The organism is Nonomuraea sp. NPDC059194, assembly GCF_042754765.1.
GTDB lineage: Bacteria > Actinomycetota > Actinomycetes > Streptosporangiales > Streptosporangiaceae > Nonomuraea.
Genome location: NZ_JBHZBH010000061.1, coordinates 19,768 through 37,261 on the forward strand (window position 1 = coordinate 19,768; position 17,494 = coordinate 37,261).

General features: G+C 66.6%; 10 protein-coding genes, 1 tRNA gene and 2 pseudogenes. 8 read left to right on the forward strand and 5 right to left on the reverse strand.

Annotation, left to right across the window (positions count from 1 at the left end; all coding sequences use genetic code 11):
- Window positions 1–52: 52 nt before the first annotated feature.
- Window positions 53–1,078: a phosphotransferase family protein gene (locus tag ACFXJ8_RS41010; protein ID WP_379650509.1), complete on the reverse strand. Its 1,026-nt coding sequence runs from the start codon at window positions 1,076–1,078 to the stop codon at window positions 53–55.
- 247 nt (window positions 1,079–1,325) lie between these two features.
- Between ACFXJ8_RS41010 and ACFXJ8_RS41015 the strand changes: the two are divergent.
- Window positions 1,326–1,712, forward strand: a pseudogene (locus ACFXJ8_RS41015) (LLM class flavin-dependent oxidoreductase); the annotation flags it as partial.
- Window positions 1,713–1,782: 70 nt separating this feature from the next.
- Here ACFXJ8_RS41015 and ACFXJ8_RS41020 read toward each other — a convergent pair.
- Entirely contained in the window at window positions 1,783–2,898 is a 1,116-nt protein-coding gene (locus ACFXJ8_RS41020) for a phosphotransferase (protein ID WP_379650511.1), read from the reverse strand.
- Window positions 2,899–3,071: 173 nt separating this feature from the next.
- On the opposite strand from ACFXJ8_RS41020, the gene ACFXJ8_RS41025 reads away from it, so the two are divergent.
- The 4 genes from ACFXJ8_RS41025 (at window position 3,072) to ACFXJ8_RS41040 (ending at window position 5,581) form a co-directional block, all read left to right on the forward strand.
- Window positions 3,072–3,374 carry a hypothetical protein gene (locus tag ACFXJ8_RS41025; protein WP_379650513.1) on the forward strand — a complete coding sequence of 101 codons (303 nt, stop codon included), beginning with the start codon at window positions 3,072–3,074 and terminating at the stop codon, window positions 3,372–3,374.
- Between the two features lie 12 nt (window positions 3,375–3,386).
- Window positions 3,387–3,911, forward strand: a complete 525-nt coding sequence (locus ACFXJ8_RS41030) for an inositol monophosphatase family protein (RefSeq protein ID WP_379650524.1) — start codon at window positions 3,387–3,389, stop codon at window positions 3,909–3,911.
- A 43-nt stretch (window positions 3,912–3,954) separates the two neighbouring features.
- Window positions 3,955–4,395 (forward strand): hypothetical protein, encoded by a 441-nt coding sequence (locus ACFXJ8_RS41035; protein WP_379650515.1) that lies wholly within the window; start codon window positions 3,955–3,957, stop codon window positions 4,393–4,395.
- A gap of 913 nt (window positions 4,396–5,308) precedes the next feature.
- Window positions 5,309–5,581 carry a hypothetical protein gene (locus ACFXJ8_RS41040; protein ID WP_379650517.1) on the forward strand — a complete coding sequence of 91 codons (273 nt, stop codon included), beginning with the start codon at window positions 5,309–5,311 and terminating at the stop codon, window positions 5,579–5,581.
- Here ACFXJ8_RS41040 and ACFXJ8_RS41045 read toward each other — a convergent pair.
- Window positions 5,544–8,774: a S8 family serine peptidase gene (locus ACFXJ8_RS41045; protein WP_379650518.1), complete on the reverse strand. Its 3,231-nt coding sequence runs from the start codon at window positions 8,772–8,774 to the stop codon at window positions 5,544–5,546. The genes ACFXJ8_RS41040 and ACFXJ8_RS41045 overlap by 38 nt on opposite strands.
- 396 nt (window positions 8,775–9,170) lie before the next feature.
- On the opposite strand from ACFXJ8_RS41045, the gene ACFXJ8_RS41050 reads away from it, so the two are divergent.
- The gene (locus ACFXJ8_RS41050; protein ID WP_379650519.1) at window positions 9,171–9,332 is read left to right on the forward strand and encodes a hypothetical protein; all 162 of its coding nucleotides are present in this window, start codon (window positions 9,171–9,173) and stop codon (window positions 9,330–9,332) included.
- A 253-nt stretch (window positions 9,333–9,585) separates the two neighbouring features.
- On the forward strand, window positions 9,586–9,714 hold the full coding sequence (locus ACFXJ8_RS41055) for a hypothetical protein (RefSeq protein WP_379650521.1): 129 nt from the start codon (window positions 9,586–9,588) through the stop codon (window positions 9,712–9,714).
- A 384-nt stretch (window positions 9,715–10,098) separates the two neighbouring features.
- Here the strand turns inward: ACFXJ8_RS41055 and ACFXJ8_RS41060 are convergent.
- A pseudogene (locus ACFXJ8_RS41060) lies at window positions 10,099–11,649 on the reverse strand (IS481 family transposase); the annotation flags it as partial.
- A 330-nt stretch (window positions 11,650–11,979) separates the two neighbouring features.
- Window positions 11,980–12,038: transfer RNA gene (locus tag ACFXJ8_RS41065), tRNA-Arg, on the reverse strand.
- Window positions 12,039–12,444: 406 nt separating this feature from the next.
- On the opposite strand from ACFXJ8_RS41065, the gene ACFXJ8_RS41070 reads away from it, so the two are divergent.
- Window positions 12,445–17,334 (forward strand): LamG-like jellyroll fold domain-containing protein, encoded by a 4,890-nt coding sequence (locus ACFXJ8_RS41070; protein WP_379650522.1) that lies wholly within the window; start codon window positions 12,445–12,447, stop codon window positions 17,332–17,334.
- The last annotated feature ends 160 nt before the right edge of the window (window positions 17,335–17,494 follow it).

Sequence of the window (17,494 nt, forward strand, 5' to 3'; positions counted from 1 at the left end):
CCGCAGGCCAGCGCTACGAGCGAGCTTTGGCACCGGACAGGCCTTACAGCGGCTATCGGTGAGATTGATCTGGCCGTCGCTGCTGCCGTCGACTTGCGTGCTCGCCGAGCATAGCTATGGTTTCGCGCAGGCGTTCACACGCCCAGTCGTACTGCTCGGTGTCGGTGTGTGCCCGGAAGTTCGTCTCGATGATCTGGACGAGGACGAGGTGAAGGTTGTACAGCCGGCGGCGGACCCGCTCGCTGCTGGTGAACGGCTCGTGGCCGTAGCCGCGGATGAACGCGGCCGAGTCCCCGAAAGCGCTCAACTCGCTCGCGGTGAAACCGAACTCCATCAGCGGATCGCCGTAGAACGCCCGCTCGTGGTCGAGGATCGCGACGATCTCGCCGTCGCGCACCATGCAGTTGCCGGGCCACAGGTCCCACTCAACGAACCGGGGCTCGGTCACCTCGTCCAGAGAATCCGCGTGGGCGGCCACGACCTCACGGACCACGTCGTAGCCGTAGCCCAGGTCGACGCCGCGCCGCTCGCCGTCCCCCAGGAGCTCCTCGATCATCCGTAGGAAGGCCGCCCGCCAACTGCTCTCGCCCGGCCCGGCCAGCGGGCCGAAGGCCGCGCCCCGAATTCGGTTCAGCTCGCGGGTGGTCGCGCCGAGAGCCTCGTCGTACGCGTCAAGCTCCGCCCGGGACAGCGTATCCCTGATGACGTTGAGGTTGTCCGCGTCAACGTACGACATGAAGAAGTAGTCGGCGTCGCACAGCTCGTGGCTCTGATCCGCGAAGTCGACCGCCGGTACTGGAACCTTGGTGTTTTCCTGGATCAGCCGCAGCGCCGCCAACTCGGTGGCCATGGCGCCGCACTCGTAGGTCATGACCTCGACGTCCGGCGGCGGCGCGATCTTGAGGACGACCTGCGCGCCGGATCGCAGCCGGATCCGATAGGCCACGTTGAACCAACCGTGACCCAGCTCGCTGACCCAGTCCTCACCGGCGTCGGGCACCTGCTCCGGCCCGTAGGCACGGGCGACCATCGCGCGAAGCGTCTCGACCGGCTGCCGATTCTTGGTGATGCTCTCCATCAGTCCTCACGTGTTCAGTGCATGACACAAAGGTGGGGTACGAGCGGAGATTACGCCGGACGGGAACGAGCGCCCGAAGGGTGATCGAAGAGTAGCACTGAGACCGCGTTCTCCGTCCAAGCTTCCCATGACGCCTTGCGGTACTGGCCTCGTGGCTCCGTCGGCTTCTAGCATCAATGATCATCGTGGCGGAAGTTGTGTGCGAATTGCCCGAGCCCTGGCATCAGACCGTTGACGGGGAAATGCCGTGGACTTCAGCCTGTTCTATTTTGCCGACGACGGGGAAGTCGAAGGGGGTCGCTACCACCTGCTGATGGAACGCGCCCGCTTCGCGGACGAGCACGGGTTCGCTGGCGTCTGGACACCCGAGCGGCACCTCCACCAGTTCGGCGGCCTGTTCCCGAAACCGTCCGTCACTGCCGCGGCGGTGTCGGCCGTGACCTCGCGGGTGGAGGTACGCGCGGGAAATGTGGTGCCGGTCAGGGTGGCCGAGGAGTGGGCCGTGGTCGACAACCTCTCTCACGGCCGGGCTGGCGTCGCGCCCGCCTCCGGCTGGAACCCGCAGGACTGCCTCTTCAACCCGGACGCGTGCGCCGATCGTCGGCAGCTCACCGTGGCCGCCGTCGAGACCCTTCGCCGGCGCTGCGCGTACGCCGGCCGGTCGGCCAATCCGTCGTACACCTTCGTGATGTCCTCGAACAGATTCATGGCGGCGCCGTGGTCGAGGATGCTGTGCTCGAGGGATACCCCGAACAGTCGTCCGGGAGAAGGTAGATACGCAGGCCGCTGTGCCGTCGGGCGACGAGACGCAGAGCCTCCTCGAGACGGGGCACGTCGAGTACGAGCCGTCTCCCGCTCGCCTCGACCGGCCTACGCGCCCGTTGCCATCGGCGCTGCGGAGCGGCTACCGGCCTCGTACTCGGCAAAGATTTCGCCGAGGACGCGCTGTGCGCCCGCGGCCTCCTCGTCGGTTTGTCCACGGTATGAGCACAGGTGACGAGTGTCTTCCAGAGGACCCAGCCGCGCCCACGCGCCCAGGTGGCCTCGCCGACGGACAGTCGTTCCCGGAACGCCTGCCGACCGTCGGCGGTCAGCAACGTCCAGGCAACTGCCAGGTCGCAGGACGGATCACCGACGCCGCACGTCCCGAAGTCGATGACGGCTGCCAACTTCCCGTCGTCGAGCAGGAGATTCCCCTGGGCGACGTCACCGTGGAACCAGCTCTCCACGCCGTCCCAGCGTGCATCTAGGGCACTCTTCCAGATTTCCCGAGCCAGGTCGACGTCGACGTGGCCGTCCAGCGTCGCGAGCGCGCGCCGGGCTTCCCCGTCGTAGGTGCGCAGCGTGCCGCCCCGGAACCAGTTGTGCTTTCCGGGGCGGGGACCGTCGGCGGTATCGACGCTCTGCAACGCCGCGAGGAACCCGGCCAGATCGACCGCGAATTGGACGGGGTCGGCGATACGGTCCGCGATCGCCGGCTCGCCGTCGAGCCATTGGTAGATAGACCAGGAGAAGGGGTAGCCCGCGCCGGGTTCACCTTTCCCCAGCGGGGTGGAGATGGGCAACGGGAGCCGAGGGGCGAGCTCCGGAAGCCACCGGTGTTCCTTGTCGACCGCCAAGGCGTACTCGGCCGCGCTGGGCAAACGCACCGACATTTCGGAGCCGAGGTGGAAGGTCCAATTGTCCCAGCCACCGTCGGCCACCGGCCGAACCGGAAGGCCGGCCCACTGCGGGAACTGGTCGGCGACGAGCCGACGTACCTGTTCCGCGTCGACAGTAATGCGCTGTGGCACGGGACCGAGATGCGTTGTGTTGCTCAACGAGACATCCTTTCCTGACAAGGGAAAAGTGACGTGCGCGATTCGAAAGAAAGTCAAACGGCAGACGTTACCGAAGGACGCCTTGGTCGAAACCATCTTTTCGGGGAGTCACCGGCCATCTGATCAGTAACCAACCCGCTTGACCTGTAGGCGTCCGGTGTGGATGACCGAGGTTGGTCGATCTTGTCGCGGTATCCCACCTCCGGCACACCACTCTTTCAACGCCGAAAGGGCTTCGTGGTGACAAAGTCGAATCGCTACGGTTTGAGCGCCTTCTGATGGGTCGCCGTCGGCCCCCGGACGTAAACAGCCTGCTGGCGCTCGCCGACCGCGCCGCCGAGGCCGGCGGCGCGGTCATCGTCGACCACCTCGATCGCGCCAAGACCCTGGGCTGGAAATCCTCCCCCGCGGATCCGGTGACGGACACGGATCGGAGCAGCGAGGCTCAGATCATGACGCTGCTGGGCGCCGAATGACCGGACGACGGCATCCTGGCCGAGGAGAGCCCGGAACGGCGGTCGGCCAGTGGGCTGCGCTGGGTCGTGGACGCGCTGGACGGGAGCGTGAACCACCTTTACGGCATCCCGCTGTGCGCCGTGAGCATCGCGGTCGAGGAGCACCGTGGCCACGAGTGGACGGCAATCGTCGGTGTGGTCCATGACCCGATCCGCTCGGAGACGTTCTCTGCCGCCCGTGTCGGGGGTGCCGCCCTCGGCGGTACGCCATTGAGGGTCAACGAGCCGGTACCGCTGTCCCGAGCTCTCATCGCCACAGAGTTCGCCTACACGGCTGAATCACGCCGGCGGCAGGCTGAGGCCGTGAGCCGCGTCCTGGCGGAAGCCCGGGACATCCGATGCGCCGGAAGTTCTGCTCTGGACGTGTGCTGGACCGCCGCCGGCCGATTCGACGCCTTCTACGAGGACGAGCTGGAGCGATGGGACTGGGCAGCGGGACAACTGGTCGTTCAGGAAGCTGGAGGTTGTGGGTGCCCGAAACTCGGCCGTTGGGGCTGACTTGGGGTTTGGCGTTCCCGTTCTTGCGGCATGATCGCTGTCCATGGCGCTGCGGCTGCTGCCGCGACGCGCGGGACCGTCCTGGAGTGCGTTCCTGCGTGCTCAAGCTACGGGGATCTTGGCGTGCGACTTCTTCTACTCCGACACCGTGCTGTTCAAACGCCTGAATTGCCTGGTCGTCATGGAGATCGATACCCGCCGCGTGCATGTCCTCGGCGTCACCGAGCATCCGACCGGGCCGTGGATTGCGCAGCAGACCAGGAACCTGATGATCGAGCTGGGGGACAGAGTGGAGGGGTTCGGGTTCCTCATCCGCGATAGGGATACCAAGTTCACCACGATGTTCGACGTAGTCTTCACGGCTGAGGGCGTCGGCATCCTCAAGAGTCCTCCACCTCGGGCTCCGCGGGCCAACGCGTTCGGCGAACGCTGGATCGGCGGCCTGCGCCGAGAACTCCTCGATCGGATCCTCATCGTCAACTGAACCGCCCCGGGTTCGATGGACTCCGTCAGCTACGGACCGTATCTCCAAGCCGCGATCCCCACCCTCATCGGGCACCACCGCTTCGGTCGATCCCGCGACCGCTGGCTCCGCTTCTGCCGCACCTACGGTCTCGACCCTGACATCGAAACCACCCCCGCAGCCTGGCTCCTGCGATTGGCGCGGGAGCTACGCTCGCTGGCCTCCTACGTCCGCGCCGCCGACCACCCCGCCGTCCACGCTGAACTGCCTCGGCTCGCTCATGAACAACGAACCATACACCTGGCAGCCCATCTGAACCTGCCCGCGACAGGACGCCACAGCCTCGCCAGGGATTGAGCAACCGACGAACGTCGGCCGCCACCAGCCCCGCACACACCCACACTTCCCAGAAGAGTAAGACGAGCGATCACCAGCAGATCCGTTCGGCAGAGGAGGTCACCGAGGAAGCCGCTGTGAAATAGCGTGATTCGCCCAGAAGGGGGCGTTTGGCCCCGCGAGCAACGAGACCCGGACCGGCATGCCCCCCGAGCCTTCCATCATGATGTTCCGCTCGCCTTCTCGGGGTCTGGCTTGACCCGCGGGCCCAGCCCGACGCTCTTTCAAGCGAAAGTAAAGGCGGACGATCATGAGCTGATCCGCTCCACGAAGGGACTCGGGCCGACACCCCCGTGGAAATGGCGGAATCTGCACGGCGAGCGGCTTGATCGGGTCTTGACGCGGCTGCAGGACAAACCCGGACCTGGGAGCCCTCCACGTCTTCCGGGTTGGTGTTCGCTTGGTCTTCTTGCGGGTCTGGCCTGAGAAACGGACCTAATCCGGGAACCGGAACGCCCGGCGATGTGCCGGAACCGTGCTGTCAAGTTCCGGTACCCGCGTGACGGTGTAGTTCCGGTAGGTGCGCTACAGACCGGTCATGTACCGGCTCCGGGGCAGGGCAGGCGTGATGTGGCACAGCACCGTGGTGGTCACGTCGACCGCAGGCTCACACGTCAACACGCTCACTCTGGAGTATGTGCTGGCCGAGCAGGAGTGGGCGGCGGCCACCCTGGTGCTCACGCTGGCCGTACGGCGGCTGCGAAGGAGCGTCGCGGCACGGCAAGAGAGCGTGCCGGCGCACACGCTCGTGCGCCGGCACGCTCTCGAGGGGCTCAGCGCACCAGGAAGGCACGCTCGACGGTCTGGCTGACCGTGGCGCCCGCGCTGTCGCGGGCCGTGAGCCGCAGGGAGAGCGAGTCGCCCGAGCGCGGCAGGGTCAGCAGCAGGGCACGCCAGGAGTCACGGCCTGTTGGCACCACCGCGGCCCGATGCCACGACTTGCCGTCGGAAGAGACCTCGGTGGTGACCTTGGTGATCGGCTTGGTCGCGCCCTCCATGCGCTGCAGCCGTAGCGGCAGCGCCATCAGACCGGGGCGGGTGGCGTTGTTCAGGTCGAGCTCGGGTTCGGCCCGCAGGACGAACAGCGGCACCGGGCCCGTGCCTGCCGAGGTGAACGACCACTCGGTCGTGAGCTTGGACGACAGCTCGGTGGCCCGGGGGTCGGCCGTTCCCTCGACGCGCAGCTGGAAACGCCCCGGGCCGGGCGCGACGGGCAGGGTCACGGTGTAGTTGGGCAACTGCTCGGCCGTCGCGACGACCTTGCCGTCGCGCAGCAGCGTGGTCGTGCCCTCGCCGAAGTCGCTGCTGCCGGTGACGCGGTCGCGCCCGGCCGCGTGCCACAAGGGCAGGCTGCCGACCTTGATCGCGTCATCGGTCCTGGTCACCAGGGTCCGATCTTGCAGGGCCGTACCCACGACTCCCGAGTTCCACCGCTCGTGTTCCTGCCGACCGGCGCGGTAGGCGCGCGCGTTGGCGTGCTCCAGCGTCTGGTGCAGCCGCCCGCTCGGCATCGTCTCCAGGGCCCGCTCCCAGGGGATGCCGGGAGTGAAGTACCAGGACTGGGTCACGGGCAAGGCGGTGATCGTCTGGCTCCAGCTCGTGTAGCCGTCGCCGAGGGGTCCGCCCGCCGTGGGCCCGGCGCCCGGCGCGCCGATGGCGTCCGCCCGCAAGGTGGCCAGGTCGGCGCGCACCTTGCCCAGCTCGCGATCACGCACCCGCAGCTTGCCCGGCACCACGCCGTCCTTGCGCAGCACGAGGTTGTAGACGTAGGGGCTATTGGTGAACGTGCCGTCCGAGCGCTGGGCGGCGAGCTGGGTGAACTTCTCGAAGCGGAACCCGGGCGCCTTGGTGGTGGTGGGCGCGACACGGAAGCGCAGCGGGTCGGGTGCGACGTTGCGCGGCAGGGAAAAGCGGTCGATGGAGAAGCTCGCCGCCCATTCCTGGCCGTCCGTCCGTTTCTGGAAGAAGACGAACTCCTCTCCCGTCGTCTTGGCGTCGGGCCGGTCCGTCTCGACCTCCATCATCTTGGCGGTGCGGGCGTCGAAGACGACCTCGCGATTGCCCTTCACCTCCAGGCCGGTGACCGGCACGACGCTGAGCTCCCCGTGGCCGTCGGGGAATGCGGTCCGCATGACGGTGTAGGCCAGGTAGCGGCCGGCCGGTACGCGGATCGGGCCCTCGCTGTCGCCGTGGTTGATGCCCATGTCGATGAGCGGGCCGCCGTCCTCGGGCATCAAGGTCATCGGCATGAAGTCCTCGGAGTCGTCGGGGACGGTGCCGAGCTGGTCGATCAGCTTGACGCGCAGGTCGTAGCTCTCCGGCTCCTTGCCGAAGCTGAGCAGGGTCGACAGGGCCACGCCCTCGGCCGAGGCGGTGATCCGCCCGCCGTAGGCGGTGGTGGAGGCCGCCTTGGGCGCGGCGGTTACGGTGACCGGCGCGCTGCCGCCCGCCGGGACGGTGACCTGCGCGGCGCTCAGCGTGAACACACCCTGCGGCGCGGTCTTCCCGGCGAGGTCGGTGGCCTCCAGGGCGAGGTTCAGGGTGACGGGCGCGCTGCCGATGTTGCGGTAGGTGAGGGTGCGCTCGATAGGCTTTTCCTCGTACGGCCAGCGCAGGTGGCCGAAGGCGAGCGTGCCGGTATCGGCGGTGACGCTCTGCCGTACCGCCTTGGCCACGTCGAGACGGCCGGTGCCCGACTCCCAGACGTTCTCGCCGATCTTGGCCGAGCCGACAAGGGCGGCCTTGATCTCTCGCGAGGTCCAGCCGGGGTGCTGCTGGGCGAGGATGGCCGCGGCGCCCGCGACGTGCGGGGTGGCCATCGAGGTCCCCGACATCCGCACGTGCCCGCCAGTGCCCGCCTCGGCCGCGGCGATAGCCACGCCGGGAGCGGTCAGGTCGGGCTTGAGCGCGAAGTCGCCCGCCCGGGGACCGCGGCTGGAGAAGCTCGCGAGCTTGTCGGCGGAGTCCACGGCGCCGACGGTGAGCGCGGCGTCGGCGCTGCCGGGGCTGCCCAGGCTGCCCGCGCGGGGGCCTTCGTTGCCCGCCGCGATGACGAAGAGCATGTCGCGCTCGGCGGAGTAACGCTCGACGGCCTGCTCCAGCGGGTCCAGTCCGGCCTGGTCGGGGGCGCCGAGGCTCATGTTGACGATCTTGGCGCCCTGCTGGGCGGCCCACTCGATGCCCTCGATGATGTCGGAGGTGTAGCCGCTGCCCGCATCGTCGAGCACCTTGCCGTTGAGCAGCCGGGCGCCGGGCGCGACGCCCTTGCGCGCGGGCGTGCCCGCCACGCCCTGACCGGCGATGGTGGAGGCCACGTGTGTGCCATGCCCCTGGCGGTCCACGGCGTCGGCACTCTGGCTGAAGTTGGCCGCCGCCTCCACACGCCCGGCCAGGTCAGGGTGGCGGTCGTCAACGCCGGTGTCCAGGACGGCCACCTTGACGCCCTCACCGGTGAAACCGGCCTGCCATGCCTGCGGCGCGCCGACCTGCGGCACGCTGCGGTCGAGCGTGGCCTTGACGGGCGAGTCCAGCCACACCTTCTGCACCGACCGGTCCTGGCTGAGCTGAGCCCAGGGGGCGTCCGCGGTGGCGACGGCGTTGATGGAGGCCAGTGGACGCGCCCCGGATAAGGCTGTCATCGGCGCCGCCCCCTGGCGGTACTGCACGATCAGCGGCAGTGCCTTCTCGCCGAGACCGTCCTTGATCAGCTGCGGGACCCGGAAGAGGTTGCGGTCGAGCACACCCCTGGCCACAGCGCCCGCGACGTCGAGCGGGATGAGCGTCCAATCGTCCTTGGTGCCCTGGGTGATGTAGCGGACGCTCGACCGGCCGGGACCGGCCGTGAAGGTGATCCGGCCGCCTTCCACGCTGACCCGGTCACCGGTGACCAGTGTGACGCTCTTCGCAGCGGCAGCGTCGGGTGGGGGTGTTTCGGCGCTCGCCGACGAGGTCGCGGCCAATGCCGCCGCCAGGACGGCCGCCGCGACCAACGTTCTGCCTACCATGCTTGTCTTCCTCTCTCCCTGACGAGAAAAGTCGATCAAGCAGGGCGATGCGCGACAAGCCCAAGAGGGTGGCGGTTTCGGTCATGTCATAACTACGACACCGGCAATGTCAGGGCGCGGGCCTGTGGGTGCGTGAGCGCGAGGGCGGCCTGCTGTGCCCTTGGGGTGGATAGCACGCCCAGGATGTGCACGCGCCGCGTCGCCACCTCCACCACGAACAACACGGACAGACGCTTCAAGAAGATCGACTCATGCACCACATCCGTGGACGCAACCAGGTGACGTGCGCAACGGCCGAAGAAACACCAGCTCAGACCCTGTGGGTGCCCGATACTCGGCCCGTGGTGTTGACCTGGGGTTCGGTGTTCGCGTTGTGGATGGGCATGATCGCCGTTCATGGCGTTGCGTCTGCTGTATTTGATCTTTGTCCGGCTCGCGGGTTGGCTGGTGCTGCTGGTTCGCTCGCAGAGGTCGAAGGACGTGGAGATTCTGGTCTTGCATCATCAGCTCGCGGTGTTGCGTCGGCGTGGCAAGGCCTCAGCCGTCGTGGGCGGATAGAGCGGTCATCAGCGCGCTGGCGCGGCTGCTGTCTCCGGAAGGTCGTCGGCGGTTGTTCGTGACGCCGGGTACGCTGCTGCGCTGGCACGCCGATCTGGTACGGCGGCGGTGGACGTTTAGACGCCGTAGCCATGGTCGGCCCGCCGGGACCGCGCGGCCAGCGCTACTACCTCGACAGCGGGACCGCCGCCTCGGGCTGGGTGGTCGCGCTCGGAGGAGTCCTCCACGAGTACTCCTATGCCGCTTGAACTGCATGGATGAGGTCGTCGGCAGGCGCAGAGCCGGGCACGGAGTGGACGTGATGTTGCGCGTCTACGCCAAGTGCATCGATGGGCAACAAGAGGTGGCCAACAAGCGCAACTTGGACGCGCTGGCCGCATGACCAGGGCGTATGGAAGGACCCCGAGAAGCCTCGGGGTCCTTCGTCGTTGCAGCGTCGGATTCCCCGTACTGCGCTCCGAAACTTGCACACCGACCTGCGGAAACATGGCCGAGAGCATTCCGCGTGTCAAGTTCCGGTACCCGCGTGACGGTGTAGTTCCGGTAGATGCGTGACAGACCGGCCGTGTACAGGCTCTGGGACGCAGGGCAGGCTCACGGAAATGAACGGCGCGTTCACATGCCTCAGACCTTCCCGGACCCACCCGATAGCCGCCCACCTCGCGGGAGAGCGAGACCGCCGTCCAGGGTGGGGCGTAGCCCATCGCGTAGCGACGCCGTAGGCGCCCTTGACGACGGGGTCGCCTCCCGCATCATCGCCGGCGGGTGGTCCCGGGAGCAGGGGGTCCCGGCCCCGGGGCGTGGCTAGGAGCCCGCCAGCGCAGGCCGGTCGGATACGGCCGGGGGCTTGGGCTTGCGGGGACGGCCGCCGGGGGTGGCGAAGGCGCCGTGTTCCTTGGTGCGGTCGTGCCGGATGGCGTGCACCCGGATCACCTTGTCGTCGGCGGCCAGCTGCACCGATCCGGCCACGATCGACACCTGGATGCAGTGCCGGGCGGGCCCAGGCCCGCCCGGCCTGATACATGCTGCCGGCGAACGACACCGCCCCACCACCGTCGGCGATCCGGGTCACCACCGGACCGGTGCTGGCCGCCCGCGCCCGTCGCGCCGCCTGCACCCGCGGCTGTTCGGCGCTCTGCCTGCCCGGCCTGCTGCGCTGCACATGCGTGGCCACCAGCACCCCGCGGTGCAGCACCTCCACCAACCCGCCGCCGACCACGACCTCCACCAGCTCGCCGGCGAAGACCGGCCCGACCCGGTAGCCGAACCCGGCCAGCGAGATCTGCCCGCGCTGGTCGACCCACCGGGTGACCCCGGCCGGACGTGCCCCGCGCCGCGATGCCCCCGCGACCACCTCGGCCGCTGCCTGCCGCGGCGCCGCGGCCACCTGCTGCTCGCCGGCCAGGCGGAACCGCTGGACGGGTGAGCCTCCGCCCAACGCCTGGTGCGGCCGCACGGTGTTGTAGGTCTCCACCCAGGCATCCAGCGCCGCCTGCGCCGCCGCGACGGTGGCGAACCGGCGCTCGCACCCGTCGAAGTGCTCGCGCCGCATCGTCTTGTGCAGCCGCTCCACCTTCCCCGTGGTGGTTGGCGCATACGGCGCGGTGAGCAGATGCTTGATCCCGTTGTCGGTGCAGATCCGGTCGAAGGCCACCGGCCCCGGGCCCGGCCCGAACCGGGCGGTGAACACCTTGCCGTTGTCGGTGAGAACCTGCTCGGGCACCCCATGCCGGTCAAGCGCCGCGCGCAGCGCCGCACACACCGGCCCCGCGGTGGCCCGCGCCACGATCGTCGCGCACACCACGAACCGGGAATGGTCATCGATCCCGGTCACCACCTTGCACTCGCTGCCATCGGCCAGGTGGATGCCGCCCATCACATCCATCTGCCACAGCTCCATCGCCCGGCCGCGTTCCCACCGCTTGTAATCGGCCCGCTTGCGCGCCCGGCGACTCGCCTCGATCAGACCATGCCGGATCAGCGCCCGATACACACTCGAACGCCCCGGCACCGGCGCCAGCTCTTCCCGCTCCAACTCGTGCACGAGCCGGGTCGGCCCCCAGCCCGGGTGCGCCGTCCGCATCGCCACGATGCGCGCCTCCACCGCCGCGGTCATCTGATGCGGACACGAAGCCGGCCGCGACGACCGATCCGCCAAATTGGCGATCCCGCCGTCGGCCGCATACCGGCGCAGCCACCGATGCACCGTCTGCCGCACCACCCCGAACCGGCGGGCGACCTCGGTCACCGACGCGCCCTCCAGCACCTCGACCACCGCTCGATACCGCTGCTCCACCACACCCAGCTCCACCAGCATGGCCATCGGCTCCCTCGCTGCAGGAATGACGACCCACAGCCAAGAGCCGAACCACAACAAGCGGCAAGCCACCCCGAGGTGTCGCGCACCTACCGGAACTGCTGTCGCACACCAGCCGGAACCTTGTCGCCCAGCTACCGGAACCGCGTCTTCAAACCGTCGCGCAGGAACCGGAACCGATGTGTCCACCATCTACCGGAACCACACAACATACACCGTCACGCGGGTACCGGAACTTGACACACCGCGCGAGCACCGATGGACTAGAGCAATGTTCCGTGTGGCTGAAGTGACATGCATTTCCGCAGGTCAGCACCATGATCAAAGCGCGCCCTGCAGGATTCGAACCTGCGACCGTCGGATTAGAAGTCAGAAGCACGGACTGTGCTTTTTCGCAGGTCAGAATGGGCGGCAGCGGCTTTTGGGGTCTGAATTGCGCATGTATTTGGCAAGACCGTGGCTGGGTGCACGGTGAGGCGTACAGCTTCGACCCTCATATGAATGCATCCGGTGTGGGGGCTGACCATGGGGTTCGTCCGCCCTGAGCCGCCATCATCGGACGCTCGGCTGACGGCGGAAACGTCACACCATCGCGCTGAGCTCCGGATCATTACAGATATTTAAGGTAAATCTGTAGTGATTCATCTCATATTGCTCACCGGCGTCACCCTTGAGTAAAGATCTTCTGACAGATCAACTCACCAGCTGATTGAGGTGTTCGTGAGCAAGTTAGAACGGTTAGCGAGGGCACGGTCGCGGTCGCGGCGGCATCTCGCCACGGCAACGGTGCTAACGGTGACAGCATCGCTCCTGGTGACGGGTACCACCCGTGCGGCTGTGGCCGAGCCCGAGCCGTCCAGCAGTTCCAACACGGCTGCTCCGTCCGTGACGACATTCCCCCGGCCAGCCGATCCGGACGCGCCGCTACGCGCCGCGATCGAGGAGGCCAAGAAGCAGGGCAAGCCAGTGGCGGTGGAGGCGGTCTACACCGAGACCTCCCGCACCTGGGCCTACCCCGATGGGCATCTAACCCTGCAGTCGTATGCGGGCCCTTCGCAGCTGAAGCAGCCCGATGGGTCATGGGCTTTCATCAACACGGACCTGGTGGAGCAGGACGGGTTTCTCAAGCCCAAGCTGGCCAAGGCCGACGTGCAGTTCTCCCTTGGCGGTAACGGGCCGTTCGCATCCATGGAACGAGGCAACGGGCAGAAGTTCTCTCTGTCCTGGCTGAAGGATCTCCCCAAGCCGGAGATCACCGGCAACGTCGCCCGATACATCGACGCGGCCGGCCCCATGGCCGACCTCGTGGTGACCGCCCTGCCCACCGGATTCCGGCACGACGTCGTGCTCCGGGAACGCCCCACAGGCCCGGTGGAGTTCCGCATCCCGGTCCAAACCGAAGGGCTCACCCTCGCCGAGAGCAAGAAGGGCAAGGGCCTCACCCTGACCGATGGCAAGGGCAAACGGGTCGCCTCCGCCGCCGAACCGGTGGCCATCGATGCTGGACCCAGCCCCGCCGAAGCCAACACCCGCGAGGTCAAGCCACCCCGTACCGGGAAGATCGACACGCAGGTCGTGACGGAGAACGGCCAGCAACTGCTGGTTCTGACACCGGATCCGGCGTTCCTGAATGACCCGGCCACCCGCTACCCCCTGACCGTGGACCCCACCACGACCTTGCCACTGCTCAGTGACAAGGTGATCAGCAACGACTCCAACGCGAACACCTCACCGGCCTCGCCCAAGCTCGAGACCAGCGTCTCGCGGACCTACACCGACGGTCACCTGACCAACGTCAACTCGCTACTCAAGTTCGACACCTCGGTGCTGGCCGGTCGATCAGTCGGCAACGCCCGGCTGGAAATGTATGCCGAACAAGACGTCGGCTGCCGCTGGTACGGGCCCGGCGGCGTGGAAGTCAAACGTGTCACCTCGGGATGGAATGCCGACAATGTTGGGTGGAGTAACAAGCCAGCGGTGACCAGCTTCGGCTCCTCCATCCAAATCTGTCCCAATACCTCGCAGCTCGATCCCGACGGCAACTGGATCCCGCGGACCATCACCTGGGACATCACCGCAATGGCCAACGCCTGGGCTGGCGGAGCGCAGAGCGAAGGTGTCCAAGTATCGGGTTCTTACACTAACGCGCCCAGCCAGGGCAGCGGATTCTGGATCTACTACCACTCCGCCGAGCGTGTTGGCGGCAAGCCGCCCAAGCTGACGGTCAACTACTTCCTGCCGCCCGAGATCCCCACCGTGACGGCCGAATCCATCGACTCCCTCACGGGCAACGATGCCATCGCGCGCAGCCAGAACGTGAAGGTCGGCTTCAAGTCCGCCGTGCCGGAAGCGACCAACCTGGACTACACCGTCACGGTCAATGACTCCACCATGGTGCCCCCGCCATCCTTCCCGACCGGTCATGCCGCGCACTGGAAGTTCGATGAGGCGACGGGCGCCGCAGCTGCCGCCGACGCTAGCAGTAACGGCTACACCGCCACCTACACCGGCAGCCGGCATGCGGCCACGACTGGCAAGCTGGGCGGAGCTGTCCTGCTCAACGACGGTGCGGACCTGCCGAATTCCTACGCCACCACCAGCAAACCCGTGCTGAACCAGAATGCCAGCTTCTCCCTCAGCACCTGGGTCAAACTGTCCGACAGCGAGAGCATCCAGTACATCGCCAGCCAAGATGGCAGCCCCTTCGGGATGTCCCTGTACTACCTCGGCAGCAGCTGGCAGAAGGTACGACTCCAGATCTCCGGCACCGGCGGCTCCACCGGCTACGGCGTGTGGGTGGACTCGGCCAAACTGGCCAAAATTGATACTTGGACCCACCTGATCGCCATGTACGACGCCGCCGCAGCCAAAATCCGGCTCTACATCGACGGCGCCCTGTCCGCTGAAACCGACTACACGCCCACCGGGACGGTCACCAGTGGCCCCTTCCGGATCGGCAGCCGTAAGACGTCCGAGATCCAGAGCCTGCGGGGCTCACTCGATGACATGCGTCTCTACCAGCGGGCCCTCACTCTCAAGGAGATCAAGGACCTGTACGGCGAGGTCGCCGCAACGAGCTACAACGCCAAACCCTCCGGCCAGGTCATCAACCAGACCTTCGCGCTCCACAACCCGGCCAGCCTAAAGTTCGTCGTCAAGGCATGCCGCGCCGGAGTCAGCCCGCCTTCATGTAACGAGAGCCCGGCCTACCGCATCACCTCTGATGCGCCGATGCTGCCTTCCGACACCGAAACCGGCATGGCCGACCCGACCCGGCCAATCCTGTCCGGCATGGTCAACCGCCCCTCCGGCGGACCAGTCACAGCCAAGTACTACCTGTACGACAACGCAGGCACCCCGGTCGGCTCCGCGCCGCTAGGCACCCGCACCGTTAACGGTGGCGAACGGGCCTCCTTCCAGATACCGGCCAGCACCGTCCAGCCGGGCACGACGTATCAGTGGCAGATGGTGGCCTGCGCCAGCGGCGAGACGGCCGCCGATGAGGTCTGTACCTCCAAGACTGCCTCGATCTCCTTCACCACCCCCGGTACACCCCCACCGCCCCCGGCGGAGGACATCAAGACGCTGACGCTGGGCAAGGACAGCTTCGTCATCAAGACCGCCAAAACCGACCCCACCGCCTGCAACGGCAACCCGTGCACCGTCACCGACGACACCGTCATCCGCATCGGCGGCACCGGAGTCGACAAGACGGCCGCGGTCATCGGGTTCAAGCTTGACGAGTTGCCCAACGGCGTTAGTGTCTCCGAGGGCGTCCTCAAACTCGGTGTTTCCACGTGCCCGGCGGGAACTTGTCCGAGCGACGCAGTCATCACCGCCACCTCGCTCAAGAGCGCCGTTACCAGCGAATCCAAGGGCTCCGACCTGGCAGCCGATGCAGACCCGAACGTGACGCCGCACTCCCTGCCGTTGTCCAGTCCGCAGGCTGACATTGGGGATGACGCCTTCTCCTGGTTGTTGCTCACGTCCAACAAGGATGAGGTCATCACCTTCGGTGACGCGAGAGCGGCCGAGCAACCCGCGCTAGCGATCACATACCTACCAGCTGGCCCGCCCAGCGAGGTGCTTAATCTCACCGCCTCGGGCGGCGACGCGAGTGTTCTCGCGAGCTGGGGCCTGCCGAAATCCAACGGCAGCATGGCCATGCTTGACGGTTACGACGTCGAGGTCGCAGACAACAGCGGCAGCAGTGTCAAGAGCCTGCAGGTGAGCGAGCCCTACGCAGCTATCAGCGGCTTGGCCAATGGCCAGACCTACTCCATCAAGGTGAGGGCCAAGACCGCCTTTGGCAGCAGTGCTTGGGAAGGCGTCAACGCCACCACCAAGGCAGTCCCGCCGCCACCCGTTCCGACTCCAGGTACACCGTGTGTTCCCTTCCTCGATACGCCGCCCTCCGCGGCGACCAAAGCGGCGACCTCAGAGTCTGGCGTGCAGGCCTACCTCGACCGCGTTAACGCCTACTACCAGGCGCAGGACGCCGTGCTAGAAGGCCGCGCCGCAACCATCTGGGATGCCTCAGGCGTCACCCCAAGTGCACCCAGCACCGCCAAGTTGTCCCTGCTGAACGTGACCTTGGTGCAGGAGCGGGACGCCATGACTCAGAACGGAAAGACCCGCTCCGGCTCCTCCGTGCAGCTGTCCAATCCCGTGGTCCAGGCCATGCCTGATGGCGGCACTCGCGTGACCGTCGAGGTCACCCGGAAGTGGACCGAAACCACGGAACCTGCGCCAAATGCCACACCGGCGCGGACCTCCGCAGCAACAGCGGGGACGATCGAACCCAGCGAAGCCACGATCTCGATCTTCGTGTTCGACCGTTGCGGCAATATCACCATCATCGACGCCCCGATCGAAGAGAACGAGGACTCCACCGATCACGCCGACATTCCGCCGATCAGTGGCGGCGGCGGCGCTGGCGGCAACGAGCCAGCGATGATCCCGTGCGGAAAGCAGCAGAGCAAACGGATTATCAACTGTGAAGTCCGAGACCGCCTGGGGACGAAGGGGTGGATTGTCCGATCCTTCTTCAAGTCGCACTGGCCAGCCGATGTCGGTGAAGGAAGCACGGGAGCGTATCAGCGCTGGCTGATCGACAGCTATGAAAATGTCTCGATCCTCCAACCGACCTGGGACTTCTGGGGCTATAACACGCTGTTCGGCAAAACGCTGGTCAAGAACTTCAAGTTGTCTCAGACCGGTGGAGCTTGCTTCTTGAGCAAGGTCGTCAGGACCTCGACGACGGTGGGCACTTCGGTCGAGCCGGAGAAGGTCGGCCTAAATTGGGGGTTCACGTTCTCGGGCGACGCCAGCGAGAAGTGCTCCGAATACAACGGAAAACCGACATCGAAGATCCGACACAAGGTTATCCTTCCTCAGGCCCTCATCGAATCAGAGTGCCATGTGGCTTCGGGAGTCAACTGCTGGCTGACCCGCTACAAGCACTATCTCCACACAGAGTATTCATTCGACTTCAAATACACTCACGACAACGGCATGGGGCACCCGGTCACCACCAGGTATGTAACGACACCGGTCCTGCATGATCTGTGGTGCAAGGTCGAACGCAACTACGGGAATATCTTCCCGGTTAACTGGAACAGCGTTCGCTATGACGGCGTGGGATGCAGAGCAAGATCCACGCTTGGTAAGAAGAAGCCGCTCTAGCGAACGATCACTCACACACCGCGAAGACCGTTTCTAAGATCGTTTGCGGAAGTTGCCGGCCGTCTTTTGATGGCCGGCAACATCAGCCAAAACCCAGGAGGGAAGAACGTGTACCCACTCGGGGGCCGCAGCAGGGGACGGATATCAATATACGTGTTTG